Here is a 19,687-nt window from a genome sequence, read left to right on the forward strand (position 1 = left end):
AATATGCATTTTGTTCTAATTTTTCGTTTCTTCCAGTTCCATCGAAACCCGTTCCCACTCTTCAACAATGCCATCCAACTGTTGCTTCAGTTTTTGATGCCGTTCATAGAGCTGCATATCCGAAGCTCCTTCGGGAGTTGCCATCTTCGCTTCTACGATAGCAATCGCGGATTCGGTTTCCTCTATTGAGGCTTCGCAGTCCGCCACTTGGCGTTCGAGTTTCTTAATCTTCTTATTAAGTTCTTTCTGGGCTTCGTAAGAGAGCTTATTCTCCGAAGGCTGAACGGTTTCAGGTTCATTACCTTTAGCTGAAGCCGTGGGAGAAGCCGACAATCCCGCTCCTTTCTGAAGCTCGTTCAAGCTATCTATCTTTTTCTTTTGCAAGAATTCATAGATACCTCCAAGGTGTTCTTTTACAAGTCCACCGCCAAACTCATATACTTTAGTCGCAAGTCCATCCAGAAAATCACGGTCGTGGCTGACAAGAATCACTGTTCCGTCAAATTCGCGGATAGCTTCCTTCAAAACATCTTTCGAACGCATATCCAAATGATTGGTCGGTTCGTCCAGAATCAGTAGATTTACGGGTTCCAGCAGAAGTTTAATCATCGCCAATCGCGTACGTTCTCCTCCGGAAAGGACTTTCACCTTTTTATCCGAAGCTTCGCCTCCAAACATGAAAGCTCCCAGTATATCACGTATCTTCAGACGGATATCTCCTGTCGCTACTCGGTCAATCGTATCGAATACAGTCAGGTTCTCATCCAACATTTGTGCCTGGTTCTGCGCAAAATAACCGATTTGTACATTATGTCCGATCGTTAGTTTGCCTTCGAAATCAATTTCGTCCATGATACATTTCACCAAGGTAGACTTACCCTCTCCGTTCTTTCCGACGAAAGCCACTTTCTCTCCCCTGTTGATAGTCAGGTTGACATCATGGAAAACGACATGGCTGCCATACGCTTTGCGCACATCTTCGCAAATCACAGGATAGTTTCCGCTACGACTGGCTGGAGGGAATTTTAAACGCAAGGCGGAATTATCTTCCTCGTCCACTTCGATGCGGTCTATCTTTTCCAGTTGCTTGATACGGCTTTGTACCTGTACGGCCTTCGTTGCTTTATAACGGAAGCGTTCAATAAAATCTTCCGTATCTTGTATTTGTTTCTGCTGATTTTCGTAAGCACGGAGCTGTTGCTCACGGCGTTCTTTACGCAAGACTACAAATTCATCGTACTTCACTTTGTAGTCGTAAATCTGACCGCAAGTAATTTCGATGGTGCGGGTAGTTACGTTATTCAGGAAAGCACGGTCATGGCTGACTAATACGACTGCATTGGCACGTGTAGACAAAAAGTTTTCCAACCATTGGATACTTTCAATATCAAGGTGATTGGTCGGCTCATCGAGCAAAAGCACGTCCGGGCGTCGTAAAAGCAGTTTTGCCAATTCGATACGCATACGCCATCCACCGGAAAACTCCGAAGTAGGGCGTTCAAAATCTTCCCGGCTGAATCCCAATCCAAGAAGTGTCCGTTCGATTTCCGCCTGAAAGTTCGTACCGCCCATCATCAGGAAGCGGTCGTTTTCATGCGTGAAACGGTCTATCAACTGATGATATTCTTCCGAATCATAGTCTGTCCGTTCCGCCAGTTCCTGATTCATCCGTTCCAACTTCGCCTGAAGCTCAAATATATGTTCGAATGCCAGTTCTGCCTCTCCCATCACCGTCCGGTTGTCGGAAAGAATCATGACCTGTGGCAAATATCCGATGGTTACATCTTTCGGAGTAGCTACCACTCCGCGTGTCGGTGACTGCAAACCTGCCAATATCTTCAGCATGGTTGATTTGCCGGCACCATTTTTGCCGACCAGCGCAATGCGGTCTTTCTTATTAATTACATAGCTGACGTCCTCAAAAAGCGGCGTCGCATTAAATTCTACTGATAATCCTTCTACTGAAATCACTTCTGCTTCTGATTTATAACATTTTGGACTGCAAAGATACTGAATATTTATTAGATACTACTTAGTATGATACGTTATGAAAAACAAAAAAAGCAGTCATTCTTATGAATGACTGCTCTTTATCTTAATCAATGGCTCTTCTTTAGAACAACTTAGCAGGATATTCACCGGCATCTACCAATGCCTGAATCTTGTCTACTACGCTCTGACGGTCTTCCGGATAAGTGACGCCGAACCACTTGCTGGTAGTATCCAGTACTTCAACAGTGGCAGTTCCGTCATTAATCAATTTATCTACCATCAATGGGATGAAGAACTCGCTCTTCAGGTTTTCCATATTCTTCGGATCGCTAAGGAAAGTCTTGAAGAATTCCTGGCTGTAAGCGAAGTAATCAGGAGTGAATCCCCAGAAGTTCATACTTACCGGAGTCGTGTCGGGAGTAGCCGTCCATTCGCCATCATCACCGATATATTTCACTTCACCGTCCAGACGTTGAATCTTCGTACGTTCTACTACAGATGTCAACAATCCTTTAGCATCTGTACTACAGATACCACGAGATACCGTACCGCTTTCGCTCAATGTATTTCCTACACGAAAACCTACCATTGAATAAACGTTCTTTGAATTTTCAGGAAGAGCAGAAAGGAATTTGCCCATTACCTGGAAAGAATCACGACCATAGAAGTCATCGCAGTTGATCACTGCAAACGGTTCTTTAATCACATCAGCACCCATCATTACTGCATGGTTAGTACCCCAAGGTTTGGTACGGTCTGCCGGGCAAGTAAAGCCTTCCGGAAGATCGTCAATTGACTGAAATACCAGTTCGCAAGGAATGTGACCTTCGTATTTGGAAATAATTTTATCACGGAAATCTTGTTCAAAATCTTTGCGGATTACAAATACAAGTTTGCCAAATCCGGCATTGATAGCATCATAGATTGAGTAATCCATAATAGTTTCGCCATTAGGACCCAGTCCGTCTAATTGCTTCAAGCCTCCATAACGGCTACCCATACCGGCTGCCAATAAGAATAAAGTTGGTTTCATAAATTGTGTAATATTAAAAGGTTAGTGATGTCAACGGCATCAGATTTCGTTGCAAATTTACAAAAACTTTCTTTCTTTTGTCTTGAAACAAAAGAAAGAAACAAAGAAAAATTCAAGACTGACTTTTTTCTCCTACTCACACCCTTCACTACGCTAAAGGGCAGAAACTCGCTTCGCTCAAACAATCTGCCCTTTTTAACGCTTCGTTACGGGTGTTCGCTTAACGGAGAAAAAAGTAGGTCGGAAAACCTTTCGGCATGTAAACCCATGCAGAATCAAAAGTACATCAATGACAAATCAAGAAATCCGGTAATTCATTAACCTATGCAGCAAACACGCCGAAAGGGGATCGGCCTCGTTTTTCCGGCGTTAAGCGCAGGCGTTTTCTCCAGCGTTAAAAAGGGCAGACTGTTTGAGCGAAGCGAGTTTCTGCCCTTTAGCCGGAGAGAACACCGGAGTAGCCGGAAAAACGCAGCCTTGAATTTTCTTTGGTTCTTTCTTTGTTTCAAGACAAAGAAAGAACGTTAGAAGGGATAACCGATAGCAAAATGTATTCCCAGATTTTTCATAAAGGATCCTGTGACATTGTAATATCCGCTTCGTTCTGTATCGTAAGGCAGATGCAAAGGAATACCGAAATCAAGACGGAACACAAGAATATCCATATCATAACGAATACCGACACCGGTGCCCAAAGCGATCTGTTTCGGGAATGTTTTCAGTTCGAGTTGTGAATTGGGACGGGCCTCATCCTTGCGCATCAACCAGACGTTTCCTGCATCCAGGAAAGTGGCTCCCCAAATGCTCTTAAAGATACGGAAACGATATTCTACATTTGCCTCAAAACGGAAAGTACCCGTCTGGTCGAGGTAAGAGTAGCGGCTTTCTGCCGGATGGTATCCGCCCGGGCCGATGCTACGTACCGTAAAAGCGCGGATGCTGTTGGCACCACCCACATAGAATTGTTCGCTGTAAGGGGCTATCGTTGCATTACCGTAGGCGAAGAGAGCACCCAAAGCTACACGGGAAGCAATCTTATTATTCTTGTCCATATTCCACAAATGGCGAAATTCCGTATTCAGTTTCACAAACTGCGCGAAAGGGACGTTCAGCAAACGTTTGTCCTCTTTGCTGAAAGACTGACCGAAAGCACGGTAAATCACCGAGGTCAGGTTACCGGCAGAGGTTACAGTCGATTGCCACCAAATCGGATTTTTAATACCGCGTGCGGAAGCATTATCATAGGTATAGGTATATTCCATAGCAGGAATAAACTGGTCTTTCAAACTGATATATAATGCAGGATTAGCATCGGCAATTTCCCTGAACTCTTCCGATTGGTATTGCAGGACGTTGAATGTCAGTTTGAAAGGGGTGATACTATGCCGGCTTGTACGTGTCGGTTGGAAATCGTAGGTAGCATTTCCGCCGAATGACAATAGTTTATAATACCTGGCACGGTTCAACTGGTCGATGTATAAACGGAATGTAGTGGTAGCTGGGAAGTCAAACTCCCTTTTCCCCCAATGCGGGAAAACCACGCGCGGGAAAGTCAGAGAAGTAGAAACTCCCATCTCCCAGCTGTTCATTAAAGAGCTTTTTTCTCCTCCGCCGGTTTGCCATTCATAAGAGCCTTTCAGCTTCACGTTCCAGCTCTCGCCACCTCCGAATACATTGTTCCGGGTGACGCCGAATGATGCCCCGGGACCGGTTTGGTCGTTACTTTTGGTTACGACATTCAATTCCAGTTCGGCGTCCAGCGGCTTAGCAAACGTGGCCTGCATGGTTACGTTCAGCGTATCACAAACGGCTGTCGTATCTTTCGGAGCATATTGTAAATCCAGATAACTGAAGATTCCCAACTGGCTAAGTTTCTCCTGCACCTGCTCCTGTCGATACTGACTGTAAAGACGAGTGCGATTGGAAGCCCGCATCTGTGCATTCCGCACAAACTGTTGATAGTTCAACCAACGATAAAGCATATTCGGACGTACCTGCAATTTCTTATAATAATGTATATTCAGATTCTTATACATCATGCTGTCATTGGGCGCCTCACCATTCTTGCCAAACAGGTAAACAGAAGCATCTCCTACATAGTAAGGACGTTGTGCCGCAGCGGGTAATCCCGGAACGGGAATCAGACGAAGGCTGATATGTCCACCGGGAACCAATGTTGTATCTGCCTGATAAGTCATATAATCGGGACGGAAGTAAAAATATCCCCGGTTACGCAACAGCGTACTGATACGGGTACGCTCTTCATCCAGATCGACCACGTTAAACTGCTCGCCGGGACTTATATAAGACATTCGACGTCCCCGTTCCATAATGCGCAACGTTTGGGGAGTGAAACGCTGATAATAAACCGTATCTATAAAATAAGGATTCTTCATGTCTACCGTATAAAGAATACTTGCTTTCAGGCTGTCTTTCTTATCGACCAATGTTTCATAAGTCACTTTCCCATTGAAGTAACCATAATCACGGAGCAAGTTTGTAGCCACCTTGATGCGGACCTCCGGATTGACAGTGGAAATAAATACCGGAGGGTTAGCAGCCAGACGGTTGAACATCCACTTTCCAAATCCTTTTTTATATTTCACAAAGTCATTGTACATCCACATCTTAAAAGGAATAGGCAGAAGCCCTCCCAACATCTTCGTACTGGGAGTTTTATCAAGGGCCGCCTCAATCTCTGTCAGAGCTGTCCCTCCTACCGATGTTGTCGATTTATTCTGTATGACAGTTTTTCCTCCTGTATAAAGTACCTCCCCTTCGGGCAGATGCTTTGTCACCGAACAACCCGAGAATAAGATGATACCCATCAGGCAACTTATTAATATGTTACTATATATACCTTTCATGTTTACTTCTTTTTCTTAAAGATGAACAGTTCGCTAAGTTTATCCAGCTTCTTGCGAAGTACCAGACCGACTCCGGTTTCCGTAATCTCGCCTTCGAGTACACTTTCGTAATTTTTATCGTAGAACAGACGGACATAACGGGTTCCGGTTCTATCCAAACGATATTCCAGAGAGATGTTATCGATGAAAGATTCCGCGTCATTCGTCGCATTCTCACCCGTAGAAACTTTACCTCCGATTACAATCTGGAAACGGTTATTGAAGAGACGTTGTGAATAACGGAAACTGTAATCCGTACGCTTACCACCCGTATCCGACAGATCGTGGTCTTCGATACCGACAGAAACACTGGCATTTTTCAGGTTTCCCATCAATGAGTTGATTTGGCTACTTAATACGGAGTTCAATGCAGAACCCATATTCAGTTTACCCAGTCCACCACCTCCGCCACCAATCGGTCCGGTGCCAAGGTAGGTTTTCATAACCATGATATATAGAGCCTGTTTACCTCTCTCTTCCGCGCCCATAGCCGTCAATTCATTTTGTATGGTTGCGTCTTCGGGGGCAGATACGTCAAAGGCGAAAGAAAGATTATCCAGTCGGTTCTTGACGACGATAGACACATCGAAATTAACCATACGTGTTCCACCATTCTCTCCTTCGGAGACAGAAGCGCGGATACGGTCGGTTGCTTTGAAGTTCAGCATCGGGTCCATAGGATTTCCCGTCCATTCCACATAGCTGCCGTTGTCGATAGCAAATTCTTTGGCAGCGATGACAGGCAAAGCATATTTCATCAAACCGCCGCTCAACGTATAGCGTCCGGTCAATGTCAGGTCACCCTGCGGAGTATATTTCATAGAGAGGTCACCTCCTCCCTCCAGTTCAACACGATTGTCATTGCTTGCGTCCAAATCGACTTTCAAACGAACGGACGGGTCGATGTGTACCATCATCACCATATCCAGCCCGCCTAAAGAAACAGTCGGCACTTCTTGCTGAACAACCGTAGTGGTGTCACTAAATGAAGTAAAGGTTACCAAACTTCCCAAACGGTCCTGCACAGTCAACGGTGAATCGGTCAATATATAAGAAACATCTGTATTGCCCAGCAAACTCATGTTTCCACGCATATTCAATCCGTCTAACGGCCCTTTCACCGTTGCCCGGAAATCAGCATATACTTTTCCGTAAACCAGACTTTCACGGGTACGTTTGGCATCCAGAAGCGTATAGTTCTGTGCCAGCAGATTCAGATTTGCCATCGGCCGGGACATATCTCTGAAATCGACAGATCCGTCAATCGTAAATGGATTCTTTCCTGTTGTATAAATAGCGAATTTATCAAATTCCAAACGATTATTCTTTATCTGCACCGGGCGGTTATCGAACCGGAAGTTAGCACCATACTGCCGGGAAAGGACAGTAACACTATCCAATATCAGTTCGCCATTAATCAAAGGTTGTTCGGTGCTACCGGTAATGTTCAGATTACCATCCATATCACCGGCTAATGTAACCATCTGATCGGGAATGAATACGTTCGCTACACGGAGCGGGAAGTGCTCCAGAGTGGCATTTACTTCCAGACTATCCTTCCCTGTCTGGGTTGGAACCAGCTTGCCATCCGCCACCATCACTTCCACTTTGTCATGATTCAGATAAGCGTTAAGATATTGTTTCCCTTGTTCGCCCGGCAACCAGGTAGCTCCTAATGTTACATCACCAATTCGTTGACGTTCATAAGTCAGCTCGTCAATAGATGATTCAACCGAGAGTTGAAGATCTTTTTCAGTCTGCACGTAGTGTGCTTCCGCAGAGAATAAACCGGTTATTTCCGGGAAGTAAGGCAGTACTTTGCTCAATTCGGCTAAACTGATTCTTCGGATTTCGACATCAATATTCTGTAAAGAAACAGTGTCCCCCCGCACCGAATGTACACGGAATCCCATTCCTTCATCGTCCCACATATCTACATTAGCGTATACACGCATATTCTTATGCACATAAATCCAGTTGTGATTCTCATTAAAATGGAATTTCTGGAAGGCGATAATCGGTTCTTCCGGGATTAATGTGAAAGCTAATCCATCGCCTTTTCCTTGCCCTTCAAACAAAGGACGCGCATTGACACCGAGCAGTACGCCCGTTTCTCCTTTTCCATTCTTAAAATCTACCAGCAGTTCCGCATCCCGGTCACGAATCTCTCCTGTCAGTGTAGTAGAGAAGGAGAATTGCGGATTCTTCGGTCCGTTAATAACACCGGCACGCAATTTCATGAGTGTGGTATCTTGTTTGACTGTAAAGAAAATCGTGTCCAGTTGCAAGGTGTCTACTTTCAAAGCATGAATAGCGGCTTTTCCATTAATTCCCCAATTAGGAGCTGCTCCGAATTTCACAGAAGCATCATGGTAAGCTATCTTTTTAGTAGCCAGAAAATATGCCAAAGGGTTTTCTTGTCCTGCAGAGAAAGAGAAAACTGCCGTCGGTAGCGCCTTACGCAGTTCAGCGTGATTCAATGCTTTCTCATCAATCTGCTTCATCAATACATCCACAAAGTGAGTAGATTGGCGAATTAAAGGATTAACGCCGGAACGTGCGCTCAAGTCGAGTTTCATATCTCCAGAAACGAAATGTGCCGAGACTAAATCCCGACGAGCTTCGGCAGCTAAATTAAAAGTAAGCGGACGCTTCATTGGCTGCGGCATGATTCCTAATTCATGTAAATCCAGTTGAGTGACATCAACCGTTATCTTACCATCAGGATAACTGTGCGCCAAATTATATTCCGCATCGGTTGTCATTTTCAATAAAGCATTGTCACTTGTCAGATGTGCGGTGACCAGTGCGCCTTTAAGGTCTCCTGTCAAATTAAGATTGGAGAGATGATATTTTGCATAATGAAGCTGATCTAATGAAAGATTCAGTTTGGCAAAAGAATGATAAGACATGACATCCAGTCCACGACCATTAGCCGCAGCCGAAAGAGACAGTTCGTAGATAGAATCTTTCGGAAGGAAGTTATGGAGTTGCAGATTGTCTATCTTCAGATCAGCTTTGTAAACTTCGGTAGATGTATTTAATGCTGCATTCACGTCCATAGCTCCTTTCCCCTCTTTCAGACGGAGGCCTGCTTTGTATTCAGGACCTTTGATATCAACTTTCGCCACCAGATTCATGCTGTCAGGGACTACAATCGTACCATTGGGAGCCTCTCCTGACAGAGCGGTCAGGAAGTTCAAATTTTGAGTTGTCATTTTCAGCCCAATGGTTCCGGTACGAGTCAGGCTGTCAGCCAGGTTTTCTATCATACCGCCGCCTTCTAAAGCAAAAGCACCCGGCAAGTCTACCGTAAAACGGGAAATCTGCATTTGTTTCAAGTTACCGTCCGTACCGGCACGAATGACAAGCGGACGAAATGGATAGGCTTCTTTAAAGCTATCAGGCAATCCTCCTGCAAATAACATAACATCTTCTTTGCCGATATAGGCATTGAGATTGGCGGACAAACGTCCTGTAGTCGGGATGTTGACAAGTTCCCAATAAGTATGGGCAGATAAATCGATTTCAGAATGAGGGGTTTTTAGTTTTAAACCGGGAACACTAATGATTGAATCGTTAGAGTATGCTCTACCTGTCAGTGAAACAACACTTAATCCGGAACGTTCATTCATTGTAAACTCACGAATGACCGCATTCATGTCCCTGCCTTTATACAACAGGGAATCCAAAGCGATGCGAACATCACGAACGGCAATATGGGAAGCATCAAAACCTTCTATTGGTTGCGCAGTTCCTGTATCATAACTGGCGGAAGTTCCCGACAACAGAAACTTCTTCAAACCATAAAACTGATTTTTCAAATCAGCCTGTGCATCATCAATAGCAGCCTCCCCGATATGAGCTGCCATCCGCATGGAATCAACAGGAAGTTGCATACTGAATGATACATTCTTTAATTTCAACTGATGAAGATCCACTTTCCAGTTTACAGGAGCAGAGGCTGTGGTATCTTTAGGAGTGGTGGTAGTATCATTCATCAGCAACTGCACATGGGTATCAGACAGTTCGGCCTGATTGATAATCGCTATTTCATTGGACAAGTCAACACCATGGCTTTGCAGGAAGAAACGTCCTAAAACGCCTTTAATCTTCATTCCTTCCATCAAATTGGCTGAATTAACGGCTACCCGGCTCAAAGTGACTTCATCCACTTCGACTTTTCCTTTTATTAACGGCCATGCCTGCACACGGACATTCAGGCTTTCCAAAGACAAAAGAGTATCCGGCTGTTGAATAACCTCTACGCCACGAACCAACAGATTAAGCGGGAAACGAAGGTCTATCCGTTCCACCTGAATCTGCATACCGGTTGCCTTAGAGGCGTATGCAGTAACCTCCCGACGCAAAAGATTCTGAACGGGAGGAACATAAAGCAATACCATTAGTATTACAAAGAGTATTATAGGAGTAAGCAGTATCCAGCTTACCCAGCGTATCCATTTTCGTTTCATGTAAAATGTGTCAGTGTAAATAAGGTGACACAAAGTAAACAAATTATTTTGAAAAAAGGTTTGGCTAATAGTAAGAAAGATACAGATACTAGCCAAGGAGTAGAAGAAAATAGCTTATCGGGTATTTTTCATCACTATCAAATAGCGCTCTGCCTCACTTATTATTTTATGGACAGCCTCTAATATATTAAGTGTTGTTTCTTCTATTTTTTCCGAGAATTTTTCTCCACGACAAGCTTCCAGCCATTTTAATGGAGTTATGGTTTCATCCGCTCCAATCATTGTAAAGAGAGGGAGGAGCTTATGCGCCATAGCAGCTATCCCGTCCACCTCTTTATCGTTCAGCGCTTGTTGCATCCGTTCGATATTCTTACCTGTTTCTTCAATAAAAGTCTGAATAATGGAGGATGCTGCTTCCGGATCGTCTTCAGAATAAGCAGTAAGTGCAGAGAAATTTATTCCGGCTGTTGCCATATCTTCTGTGATATGCGCTTCATCAGCGGAGAGTTGCCCTTCATTTACCGTCATCAATAATTCTTTTACTGTAAACGGTTTATGCAGACAACCGGCAAAGCCATGTTCATGTAAAGCTGCCTTATCCATTTCGCTACGGGCGGTCACAGCAATGACGGGGATTGTTTTTGCTTGTGGTATATTAGAAGCCCGCAATAATTTTACCAAATCAAAACCGTTAATAGCAGGCATTTGTATATCTGTCAGCAATACATCGAAGACGGAAGAGCGAAGCTGTTCGATCAACTGCTCCAGCTGTTCACAACATACCGCATCGATACCATGTTGTTTCAACATGGCAGCAGTCAGATTCAACTGAATCTTATCGTCATCGATCAAAAGAACACGGATGACTTTCATCGGAGGAATCGCGGCCGACTCCTCTGTTATATCCACATTTTCGCTTTCGGGAGATTCACTTTCCGCAATGGATTTACCTACCGGATAAAGAGGCAGAGTTACAGTAAAACAGCTTCCTTTTCCTAATGTGCTTTGCACGTCAATGGTTCCTTCAAGCAAGGTTACCAGTTTCTTCACAATAGAGAGTCCGAGTCCGAAACCTTCCTCTCCCTGCGCACCGGAAAGACGTGTAAACTCCTGAAAGATACGTTCACGATCTTCTGATGCCATTCCTTTTCCTGTATCGGCGATAGCAATGGTTAACTTAGAAGAATCATAACCGGCTGTCAGGCTAATCTCTCCTTTTTGAGTAAACTTTACGGCATTAGACAAAAGGTTGTTCACTATTTGCCGGAGTCGCAAAGGATCACTGATATATCTTCCGTTCAGTTCCGGGGCGACGTGACATTGCAAGGCTAAACCTTTGGCAGCGGTCAAAGGTTCGAAACTGACATAAATTTCGTCGAACAGCTGGGAAGGGTTAAAGGTTACACGGTTCACTTCCGCTTTATTGAGATCGAGCCGATGGAAATCGAGCAAGTCACTGACTAGTTTCAACAAATGTTCCGAAGAGCTTTTCATATTGTCGAGGTAGAAACGTTGCCGTTCATCTTCTGTCAGCCGGGACAGAAGTTCGGTATATCCCATGATTGACCCCAGCGGCGCCTTAAAGTCATGGGTAATGGCCAGCATTAATTTCTCACGGGCAACAAGCAAATCTTCCGCGCGTTTATTCGCCACCTCCAATTGCTGACGATAACGGTTGCTGCGAGAGATATCCCGCATAATCAATATCAGGAAAAAAGCAGATAATAGTACGGCACCAACCGCGATACCGCCGATGATACGCGCCGACCGCATTCTTACCTCCTGCTGAAGCTCGGCATCCTGACGGGCACGCAGGGTCATTTCTTCCTCATATTGTTTAATCAGACTATCCATTCGTGCCGTCAACTGTGTATTCATCCGCTGGTACTTCGTACTGGTACGCCGGATGGTTTTCTTCCGTTGCAACCGTTTTTCTTCGGTAGCCATGCGGATTTTCTGCTGAAGAGAATCTTTAGAAGTAGTCGGTTGAAGAATGGTATCAGTGGCTACTTCCAGCGATGTATTAACTAATACGGCACTGTCTTGTTTAGAAGGGGAAAACACTTCGGCGAGCCGTTTGAAGAATCCCTTCTTTTTAGGAGTAGTTATTAACGAGTCACGCTTGGTAATGACCCGATGTTGTACCCGTTGCTGGGTAATGACAGAATCTTGTTCGGAAATGATTTCTTCAATCTCCGAAGCAGAGAGAAGGCTGTCGTTTGCTTCACTTAACACCCGCAACATCTGAATCGTGTTTTGATCTTTCTCGTGGAGAAGGGTCAATAGACTATCAGTTCTTAAGTTCTGCTGATCGTCGGCTGCCGACAATGCTTCCATCTCACGATGTACAAACACCAGCGAGAAAAGGAGGATCGCCAGTAACAAAGTGTAACCGGCGGTTATTTTCAACTTTGTAAAACGGAAGGAAGCCATTGGGATAAAAGTTTTAAGTATTAAGTATTAAGTATTAGGTTTTGGGGTGGGGTTCGGGGAGTTTTGTCATGTAGTGGAAACGCCACCAGAGCATTAGTCCCGCACTCGTCAGACCAAAAGGAAATGCCATCCAGACACCTACTATCCCCCATCCCATTACAAAGCCGCAGAAATATCCTACGGGAAGCGAAATAACGAAATAGGCGATAAAGGCGATAACCATCATTAGTTTTACATCTGAAATTCCACGCAAAGCATTGGCGAAAGTGATTTGAAGCCCGTCGCCAAACTGATAGACAAGGAAAGGAAAAATTAAAGATGTCACCATAGCAACCACTTCCTGGCTGTCGGTAAACCAGCTTCCCAAGTAATTCCGGCAAAGGAAGACAATCAAGGAAAGCACGACACCCAATGTCATCATCAGATGAAAACCGGCATAGGCTGAACGGCGTACATTGACGATGTCATTCTGGCCTTTGAAATTGCTGACACGAACAGCAACAGCAGCCCCCATACCGTAATACATCATAAAGGTAAACTGCGAAATAGCCAACATCACCTGATGAGAAGCCAAAGCGATCGTACCTAGCCAACCGATCATGATAGCACTCAAACTAAAGGAGGCTGTCTCCATTCCCATCTGGAAAGCAATCGGCCATCCTAGTCCATTCAAGCGTCCAAATACTGCACGTGACCATCCCAAACGGAAAAAGCCAATCTTATAACGGACGAAACGCGGACTACGCATAAAGATGATTATAAATACAATCACCATCACAATACGCGAAAACAACGTACTAATACCTGCTCCCAACAAACCTAATTCGGGCAATCCGAGTTTACCGTAAATCAGGATATAGTTTCCTATGATATTCAAGACATTTCCTCCAAGCAATATCCACATGGCGGTTTGGGTATCCGTTATTCCGTCTGTGAATTGCTTGAATCCATTGAAAAGCATGACAAACACTAATGAAGCAAGCAAAACAAGGTAATACGGTTTAATCAGAGGAATCAATTCTTCCGGCTGTCCGAGATGCTCGATATTCAGATAAAGAACAGTCATACATATAGTCAGCAGCAATGCAACCATCAGATTTGCCAACAAGCTGTTGCGCAATGCCTGTCCGGCAGGAGCATACTGATGAGTCCCATACAGCCCTCCTACAATGGGAGTCAGTCCATACGAAAACCCTGTACTGAAAATAATCGCCAGATTAAACACATTATTTACGAAGGAAGCTGCTCCCAGCTCAATCGTACTATGATGTCCGATCATTAACGTATCCGCAAATCCGAGAACGATCACTCCTATTTGCCCGATCACAATCGGTAGTCCGAGAAAAATTAGTGCTTTATAATGCTCTTTATATGTACTATAAATATGTCTCATTTACTTTTCCGTTACCTAAACGTATCTCCATTTTCAGGCAAAGGGACTTTCCCCTTTCACTGATAAATTATAAAAAAGGGAGAATTTAATTTTGTTGTTTCTTATAATATAGTATTACTCCGTTCTCCTTACGGAAAGCAGATTGAGCTACCGCCCGCAATTGTTCAGCCGTGACAGACCGATAACGATCGACCTCTTTTTCCATGTCCTCCGCCCGGCCAAGCAATTCGTACCAAGCCAGGTTGGTTGCCACATTCAAATAATTGATGTTGCCGAATATCTGGGTGGACTCAAATTTGTTCTTCACTTTTTCCAGTTCCTGTTCGTCAACCAATTCTTGCTGCAACAGTTCCAGTTCTTCCCGCACTGCCGCTTCCGCCTGTTCCAGGGTGACACCTGCCGAAGGTTTACCACTAATATGGAATAACCCCGCATCTACACTGCCGGAAATATAAGCATCTATACTCGAAAATAATTGTTTCTGTTGTACCAAACGCTGGTTCAACCGGCTGGAACGTCCGTTGCTCAACACATCCGACAAAATATCAAATGCATAATAATCCGGATGGCAATGGGCAGGCATGTGGTATGCCATAAATAAAGAATCGAGAGGAACATTTCTCTCTACCGTCAGCCGCCGTTCTTCCGTCTGTTCCTGTTCTTGTGGCAGGTTCCGTTGAGGAACTTCCCGACGAGGAATAGAGCCGAACCATTTTTCTGTCAAAGCAACCGCCTCTTCGAAAGAGATATTACCGGTCACAGCTAATATGGCATTATTAGGAGCATAAAAACGGAAAAAGAATGCCTTCACTTCTTCCAGCGTAGCATTGGCAATATGCGACAACTCTTTTCCGATAGTAGGCCATTGATAAGGATGCGTCTGATAAGCCAGAGGACGCAAAAGATGTCCGATATCCCCATAAGGCTGATTCAAACATCGCTGTTTGAATTCTTCCATTACTACTCCCCGCTGTACCTCCAGACTCCGTTCGCTAAAATCAAGACTCAACATCCGGTCGGATTCCAACCAAAAGCCGGTTTCTACATTCTGACGAGGTACAGTGAGGTAGTAATTGGTTATATCATTATTCGTCCAGGCATTATTCTCTCCACCCGCCAATTGAAGCGGCATATCATAATCGGGAATATTCACCGACCCTCCGAACATCAGGTGTTCGAACAAATGGGCAAAACCGGTATGTTCGGGATCTTCGTCGCGAGCTCCCACATTATATAATATATTAAGGGCAACCATCTGCGTACTTTCGTCCTGCGAATGTACCAGACGTAACCCATTATCAAGAATATGCCTGTTGATTTTCATATATTTCAGTCAAGTATTGTCACCTTTGTTATTTTTACATCTTCTTCGGGACGATCGCTACGGTCGGTTTTCACCTGCTGGATTTTATCCACAATATCCAGACCTTTCACTACTTCACCGAACACAGTATATTCGCCATCCAGATGCGGAGTTCCTCCCACCGTTGTATAGGCTTCAATCTGTTCCGGAGTGAAATGAAATTCCGGTTGTTTAGCTGCCATTTCCTGTGCCTCTGCAAACAACTTTTCCTGCAAATCATAAAGACCGTTTTCGTCATTTGCTTTTCGCATCTTATAAATTTCCTTCATGTGTTTCTGTGCCAGCGTATTGAAAATAACATTAATCTTATTCTCATTCATCTGGCTTTCCATACCCAGCAAGGTAGAGTCATTGAACACCTTACCTGTCACGATATAGAACTGACAACCGGAAGATTCTTTCTTCGGGTTCACATTATCTCCCTGACGGGCAGCGGACAAGGCACCTTTCTTATGGAAATATTTAGGATATACAAATTCAGCGGGAACAGTATAACCTACATCTCCCGTACCCAGCATTTTTCCTTTCGGTGCATTCTTTGAGTCCGGGTCACCAGCCTGAATCATAAAATCTTTGATAACACGATGAAACAGTGTGCCTTCATAAACACCGTCCTTCACCAGTTTGATAAAATTATCACGATGTTTCGGTGTCTCATTATATAGTTTCACCTCGATATCTCCTACAGTTGTCTCAATCTTTACCAACGTTTCTTTATCCATGTCTCCTCCTTTTTTTGTTCCGGTTTTGCAGGCAGTAAGTCCGCAAAACGATATGGTTAATATTATCAATAGAATCTTTTTCATAACACTTTTATTTAATTTAAGTTTGCAAATATACCACTTTCGCCTAAATCCTCTTACCTTTGTGACTTAAAAGAATCAAAACCTGACATGATGAGCTCCATATTGATCGTTGAAGATGATATCACTTTTGGAATGATGCTAAAAACCTGGCTAGGCAAAAAGGGCTTTGAAGTATCATCAGTGAGTAATATTGCCCGCGCCCGAAAACATATCGAAAGCCAAAACGTCGATCTGATTTTATCAGACCTGCGACTACCCGACCACGAAGGTATCGATCTGCTGAAATGGATGAATGAACAAGGCATGGACATTCCTTTAATCATCATGACTGGCTATGCGGATATACAATCCGCCGTACAGGCAATGAAACTGGGAGCACGTGATTATATAGCCAAACCGGTAAATCCGGAAGAATTACTGAAGAAAATTTCTGAATGTCTACAGTCTGAAAAGAGTCCTGCTACTCATAACGTTGCTAAATCTTCTTCTAAAAAAGGTGCTTCTACTTCATCTAAAGATTCAACAGAAAATCATCGTGCTTATCTGGAAGGAGAAAGTGATGCAGCCAAACAACTCTACAATTATGTAGGTCTGGTAGCTCCGACCAATATGTCCGTACTTATCAACGGTTCCAGCGGAACAGGAAAAGAGTATGTGGCGCACCGTATTCATCAACTTAGCAAACGAAACGATAAACCGTTTATTGCCGTAGATTGTGGTTCTATCCCCAAAGAACTGGCTGCTTCCGAATTTTTCGGTCATGTGAAAGGTTCGTTTACAGGTGCTCTGACAGATAAAACGGGTGCTTTCGTTGCAGCCAACGGTGGTACTATCTTTCTGGATGAGATCGGAAACCTTAGTTATGAAGTGCAGATACAACTGCTTCGTGCCTTGCAAGAGAGAAAAATACGTCCGGTAGGTTCTACACAGGAGATATCGGTAGATATTCGTCTGGTATCTGCCACCAATGAGAATCTGGAACAAGCCATTGAAAAAGGTACTTTCCGTGAAGACCTTTATCATCGTATCAATGAATTTACCCTCCGTATGCCCGATCTGAAAGAACGGAAAGAAGATATTCTGCTCTTTGCCAATTTCTTCCTCGATCAGGCAAACAAGGAACTGGATAAACACCTGATTGGTTTCGATGCAAAAGCATCGCAAGCTTTAATGAATTATCATTGGCCGGGAAATTTGCGCCAAATGAAGAACATCGTCAAAAGAGCAACTTTATTGGCACAAAGCAGTTTCATTACTTTATTGGAATTGGGGACCGAGCTTTTAGAAACTCCTGCATCCAGCAATACGAGCATTGCATTACGCAATGAAGAGACTGAAAAAGAGCATATTTTGGAGGCGCTACGCCAAACAGGAAACAATAAGAGTAAAGCAGCGCAATTACTGAATATTGATCGAAAGACTTTATATAATAAATTGAAATTATACAATATTGATTTGTAACAAGTTACATTCTTGCATTTTCTCAAGTGTTCTCATGCCTATGAGAAAATTTTCTCAATGCAATGAGAAAAAATTCTCACTATTATGAGTATTTATTCTCATCACGGTGAGAAATGATTCCTTTTTGTAGTGCTCGAACTTATCTTTAACCGAATCTATCGCATTACCAGATATTATTAATTTTAATGCATATTCCATAGAATAAAATGCCCCCCATGAATAAAAAAACATTATTACCCCTTGCATTTGTGCCACTCGCAGCAACCAATCTGCAAGCACAAAGCAATATGCAAATAGAACACGCGGACAAACGTCCGAATATCATTCTCTTTATGGTAGACGATATGGGATGGCAGGATACTTCACTCCCATTCTGGACACAGAAGACACACTATAACGAATTGTACGAGACTCCAAATATGGAGCGGTTAGCCAAACAGGGAATGATGTTTACTCAAGCGTATGCCAACAGTATCAGTTCTCCTACCCGGTGCAGCCTCATCACCGGAACCAACGCCGCACGTCACCGAGTAACTAACTGGACGCTGCAAAAGAATACAATGACAGACCGTAAAGATAGCATTCTGGCAGTCCCTGACTGGAATTACAATGGAGTAAGTCAAGTGTCCGGCACTAATCATACTTTCGTAGGAACCTCCTTCGTGCAACTGCTAAAGAACAGCGGTTATCATACTATACATTGTGGAAAAGCCCATTTCGGAGCGATAGATACTCCAGGGGAAGATCCGCATCATTGGGGATTCGAGGTAAATATTGCCGGACATGCGGCCGGTGGACTTGCCAGTTACCTGGGAGAAGAGAACTACGGACATACCAAAGATGGGAAAGCGGTATCACTGATGTCTGTTCCCGGATTAGAGAAATATTGGGGAACGGAAACCTTTGTAACTGAAGCATTGACGTTGGAAGCCATTAAAGCACTGGATAAAGCGAAAAAGTATAATCAGCCTTTCTATTTGTATATGTCGCAATATGCCATCCACATTCCTTTGAACAAAGATATGCGCTTCTATGAGAAGTACAAGAAAAAAGGAATGACAGACCATGAAGCTGCTTATGCCACACTGATTGAAGGAATGGATAAAAGTTTAGGTGATTTAATGAACTGGCTGGAAAAGAATGGAGAAGCCAACAACACTATTATCATTTTTATGAGTGATAACGGAGGACTTGCATCCGAATCCGGATGGCGTGACGGCAAGCTGCATACACAGAATTATCCATTGAACAGTGGTAAAGGTTCTACTTATGAAGGCGGTATCCGCGAACCGATGATTATCAGCTGGCCGGGAGTAGTAGCTCCGGGAAGCAAATGCAACAACTACTTGTTGATAGAAGACTTCTACCCTACTATTCTTGAAATGGCAGGTGTCAAGAACTACCAGACAGTTCAACCGATAGACGGTATCAGTTTCATCCCTCTGCTGAAACAGACAGGCAACCCAGCTAAGGGTCGGAGTCTTTTCTGGAATATGCCTAACAACTGGGGAAATGACGGTCCCGGAATCAACTTTAATTGTGCCGTTCGAAACGGTGACTGGAAATTGATTTATTACTATGGAACAGGAAAGAAAGAGTTATTCAACATACCTGATGATATAGGAGAAAGCAACGACCTTAGTGCACAGCATCCGGACATCGTGAAGAAACTTTCTAAAGAGCTGGGCAACTTTCTAAGAAAAGTAGATGCACAACGACCGACTTTCAAAGCGACAGGTAAACCTTGTCCCTGGCCGGATGAAATTAAGTAAATAGATTACCTAAATAAAAGAACTGTGGCGGGGAGTGTGGAATAATTCCACAC

10 protein-coding genes are annotated in these 19,687 nt (G+C 43.8%); 2 read left to right on the top strand and 8 right to left on the bottom strand.

Features of this window, described 5'->3' with window-relative positions:
- Window positions 1-15: 15 nt before the first annotated feature.
- The 8 genes from LPH68_RS18300 to LPH68_RS18335 form a co-directional block, all read right to left on the bottom strand.
- The gene (locus LPH68_RS18300) at window positions 16-1,971 is read right to left on the bottom strand and encodes an ABC-F family ATP-binding cassette domain-containing protein (RefSeq protein ID WP_004314402.1); all 1,956 of its coding nucleotides are present in this window, start codon (window positions 1,969-1,971) and stop codon (window positions 16-18) included.
- A 142-nt stretch (window positions 1,972-2,113) separates the two neighbouring features.
- Entirely contained in the window at window positions 2,114-3,025 is a 912-nt protein-coding gene (locus tag LPH68_RS18305; RefSeq protein WP_004299937.1) for a hypothetical protein, read from the bottom strand.
- A 524-nt stretch (window positions 3,026-3,549) separates the two neighbouring features.
- Window positions 3,550-5,892, bottom strand: coding sequence for a BamA/TamA family outer membrane protein (locus LPH68_RS18310; protein ID WP_151923640.1), 2,343 nt, complete (start codon window positions 5,890-5,892; stop codon window positions 3,550-3,552).
- A 2-nt stretch (window positions 5,893-5,894) separates the two neighbouring features.
- Window positions 5,895-10,406: a translocation/assembly module TamB domain-containing protein gene (locus LPH68_RS18315; RefSeq protein ID WP_032812039.1), complete on the bottom strand. Its 4,512-nt coding sequence runs from the start codon at window positions 10,404-10,406 to the stop codon at window positions 5,895-5,897.
- Between the two features lie 114 nt (window positions 10,407-10,520).
- Window positions 10,521-12,839, bottom strand: coding sequence for an ATP-binding protein (locus LPH68_RS18320; RefSeq protein ID WP_117809425.1), 2,319 nt, complete (start codon window positions 12,837-12,839; stop codon window positions 10,521-10,523).
- A gap of 34 nt (window positions 12,840-12,873) precedes the next feature.
- A complete protein-coding gene (locus tag LPH68_RS18325; protein ID WP_004313043.1) occupies window positions 12,874-14,232 on the bottom strand; it encodes an MATE family efflux transporter in 1,359 nt (452 codons plus the stop codon).
- Window positions 14,233-14,317: 85 nt separating this feature from the next.
- Window positions 14,318-15,556, bottom strand: a complete 1,239-nt coding sequence (locus LPH68_RS18330; RefSeq protein ID WP_004299932.1) for a pitrilysin family protein — start codon at window positions 15,554-15,556, stop codon at window positions 14,318-14,320.
- A 5-nt stretch (window positions 15,557-15,561) separates the two neighbouring features.
- Complete coding sequence (locus LPH68_RS18335; protein ID WP_004304934.1) at window positions 15,562-16,401, bottom strand: peptidylprolyl isomerase; 840 nt, start codon at window positions 16,399-16,401, stop codon at window positions 15,562-15,564.
- Window positions 16,402-16,488: 87 nt separating this feature from the next.
- On the opposite strand from LPH68_RS18335, the gene LPH68_RS18340 reads away from it, so the two are divergent.
- Window positions 16,489-17,862, top strand: a complete 1,374-nt coding sequence (locus LPH68_RS18340) for a sigma-54 dependent transcriptional regulator (protein ID WP_004304936.1) — start codon at window positions 16,489-16,491, stop codon at window positions 17,860-17,862.
- A gap of 215 nt (window positions 17,863-18,077) precedes the next feature.
- Window positions 18,078-19,634, top strand: a complete 1,557-nt coding sequence (locus LPH68_RS18345; protein ID WP_118419219.1) for a sulfatase — start codon at window positions 18,078-18,080, stop codon at window positions 19,632-19,634.
- Window positions 19,635-19,687 lie beyond the last annotated feature (53 nt).

This window comes from Bacteroides sp. 1_1_30 (assembly GCF_020982715.1).
GTDB lineage: Bacteria > Bacteroidota > Bacteroidia > Bacteroidales > Bacteroidaceae > Bacteroides > Bacteroides xylanisolvens.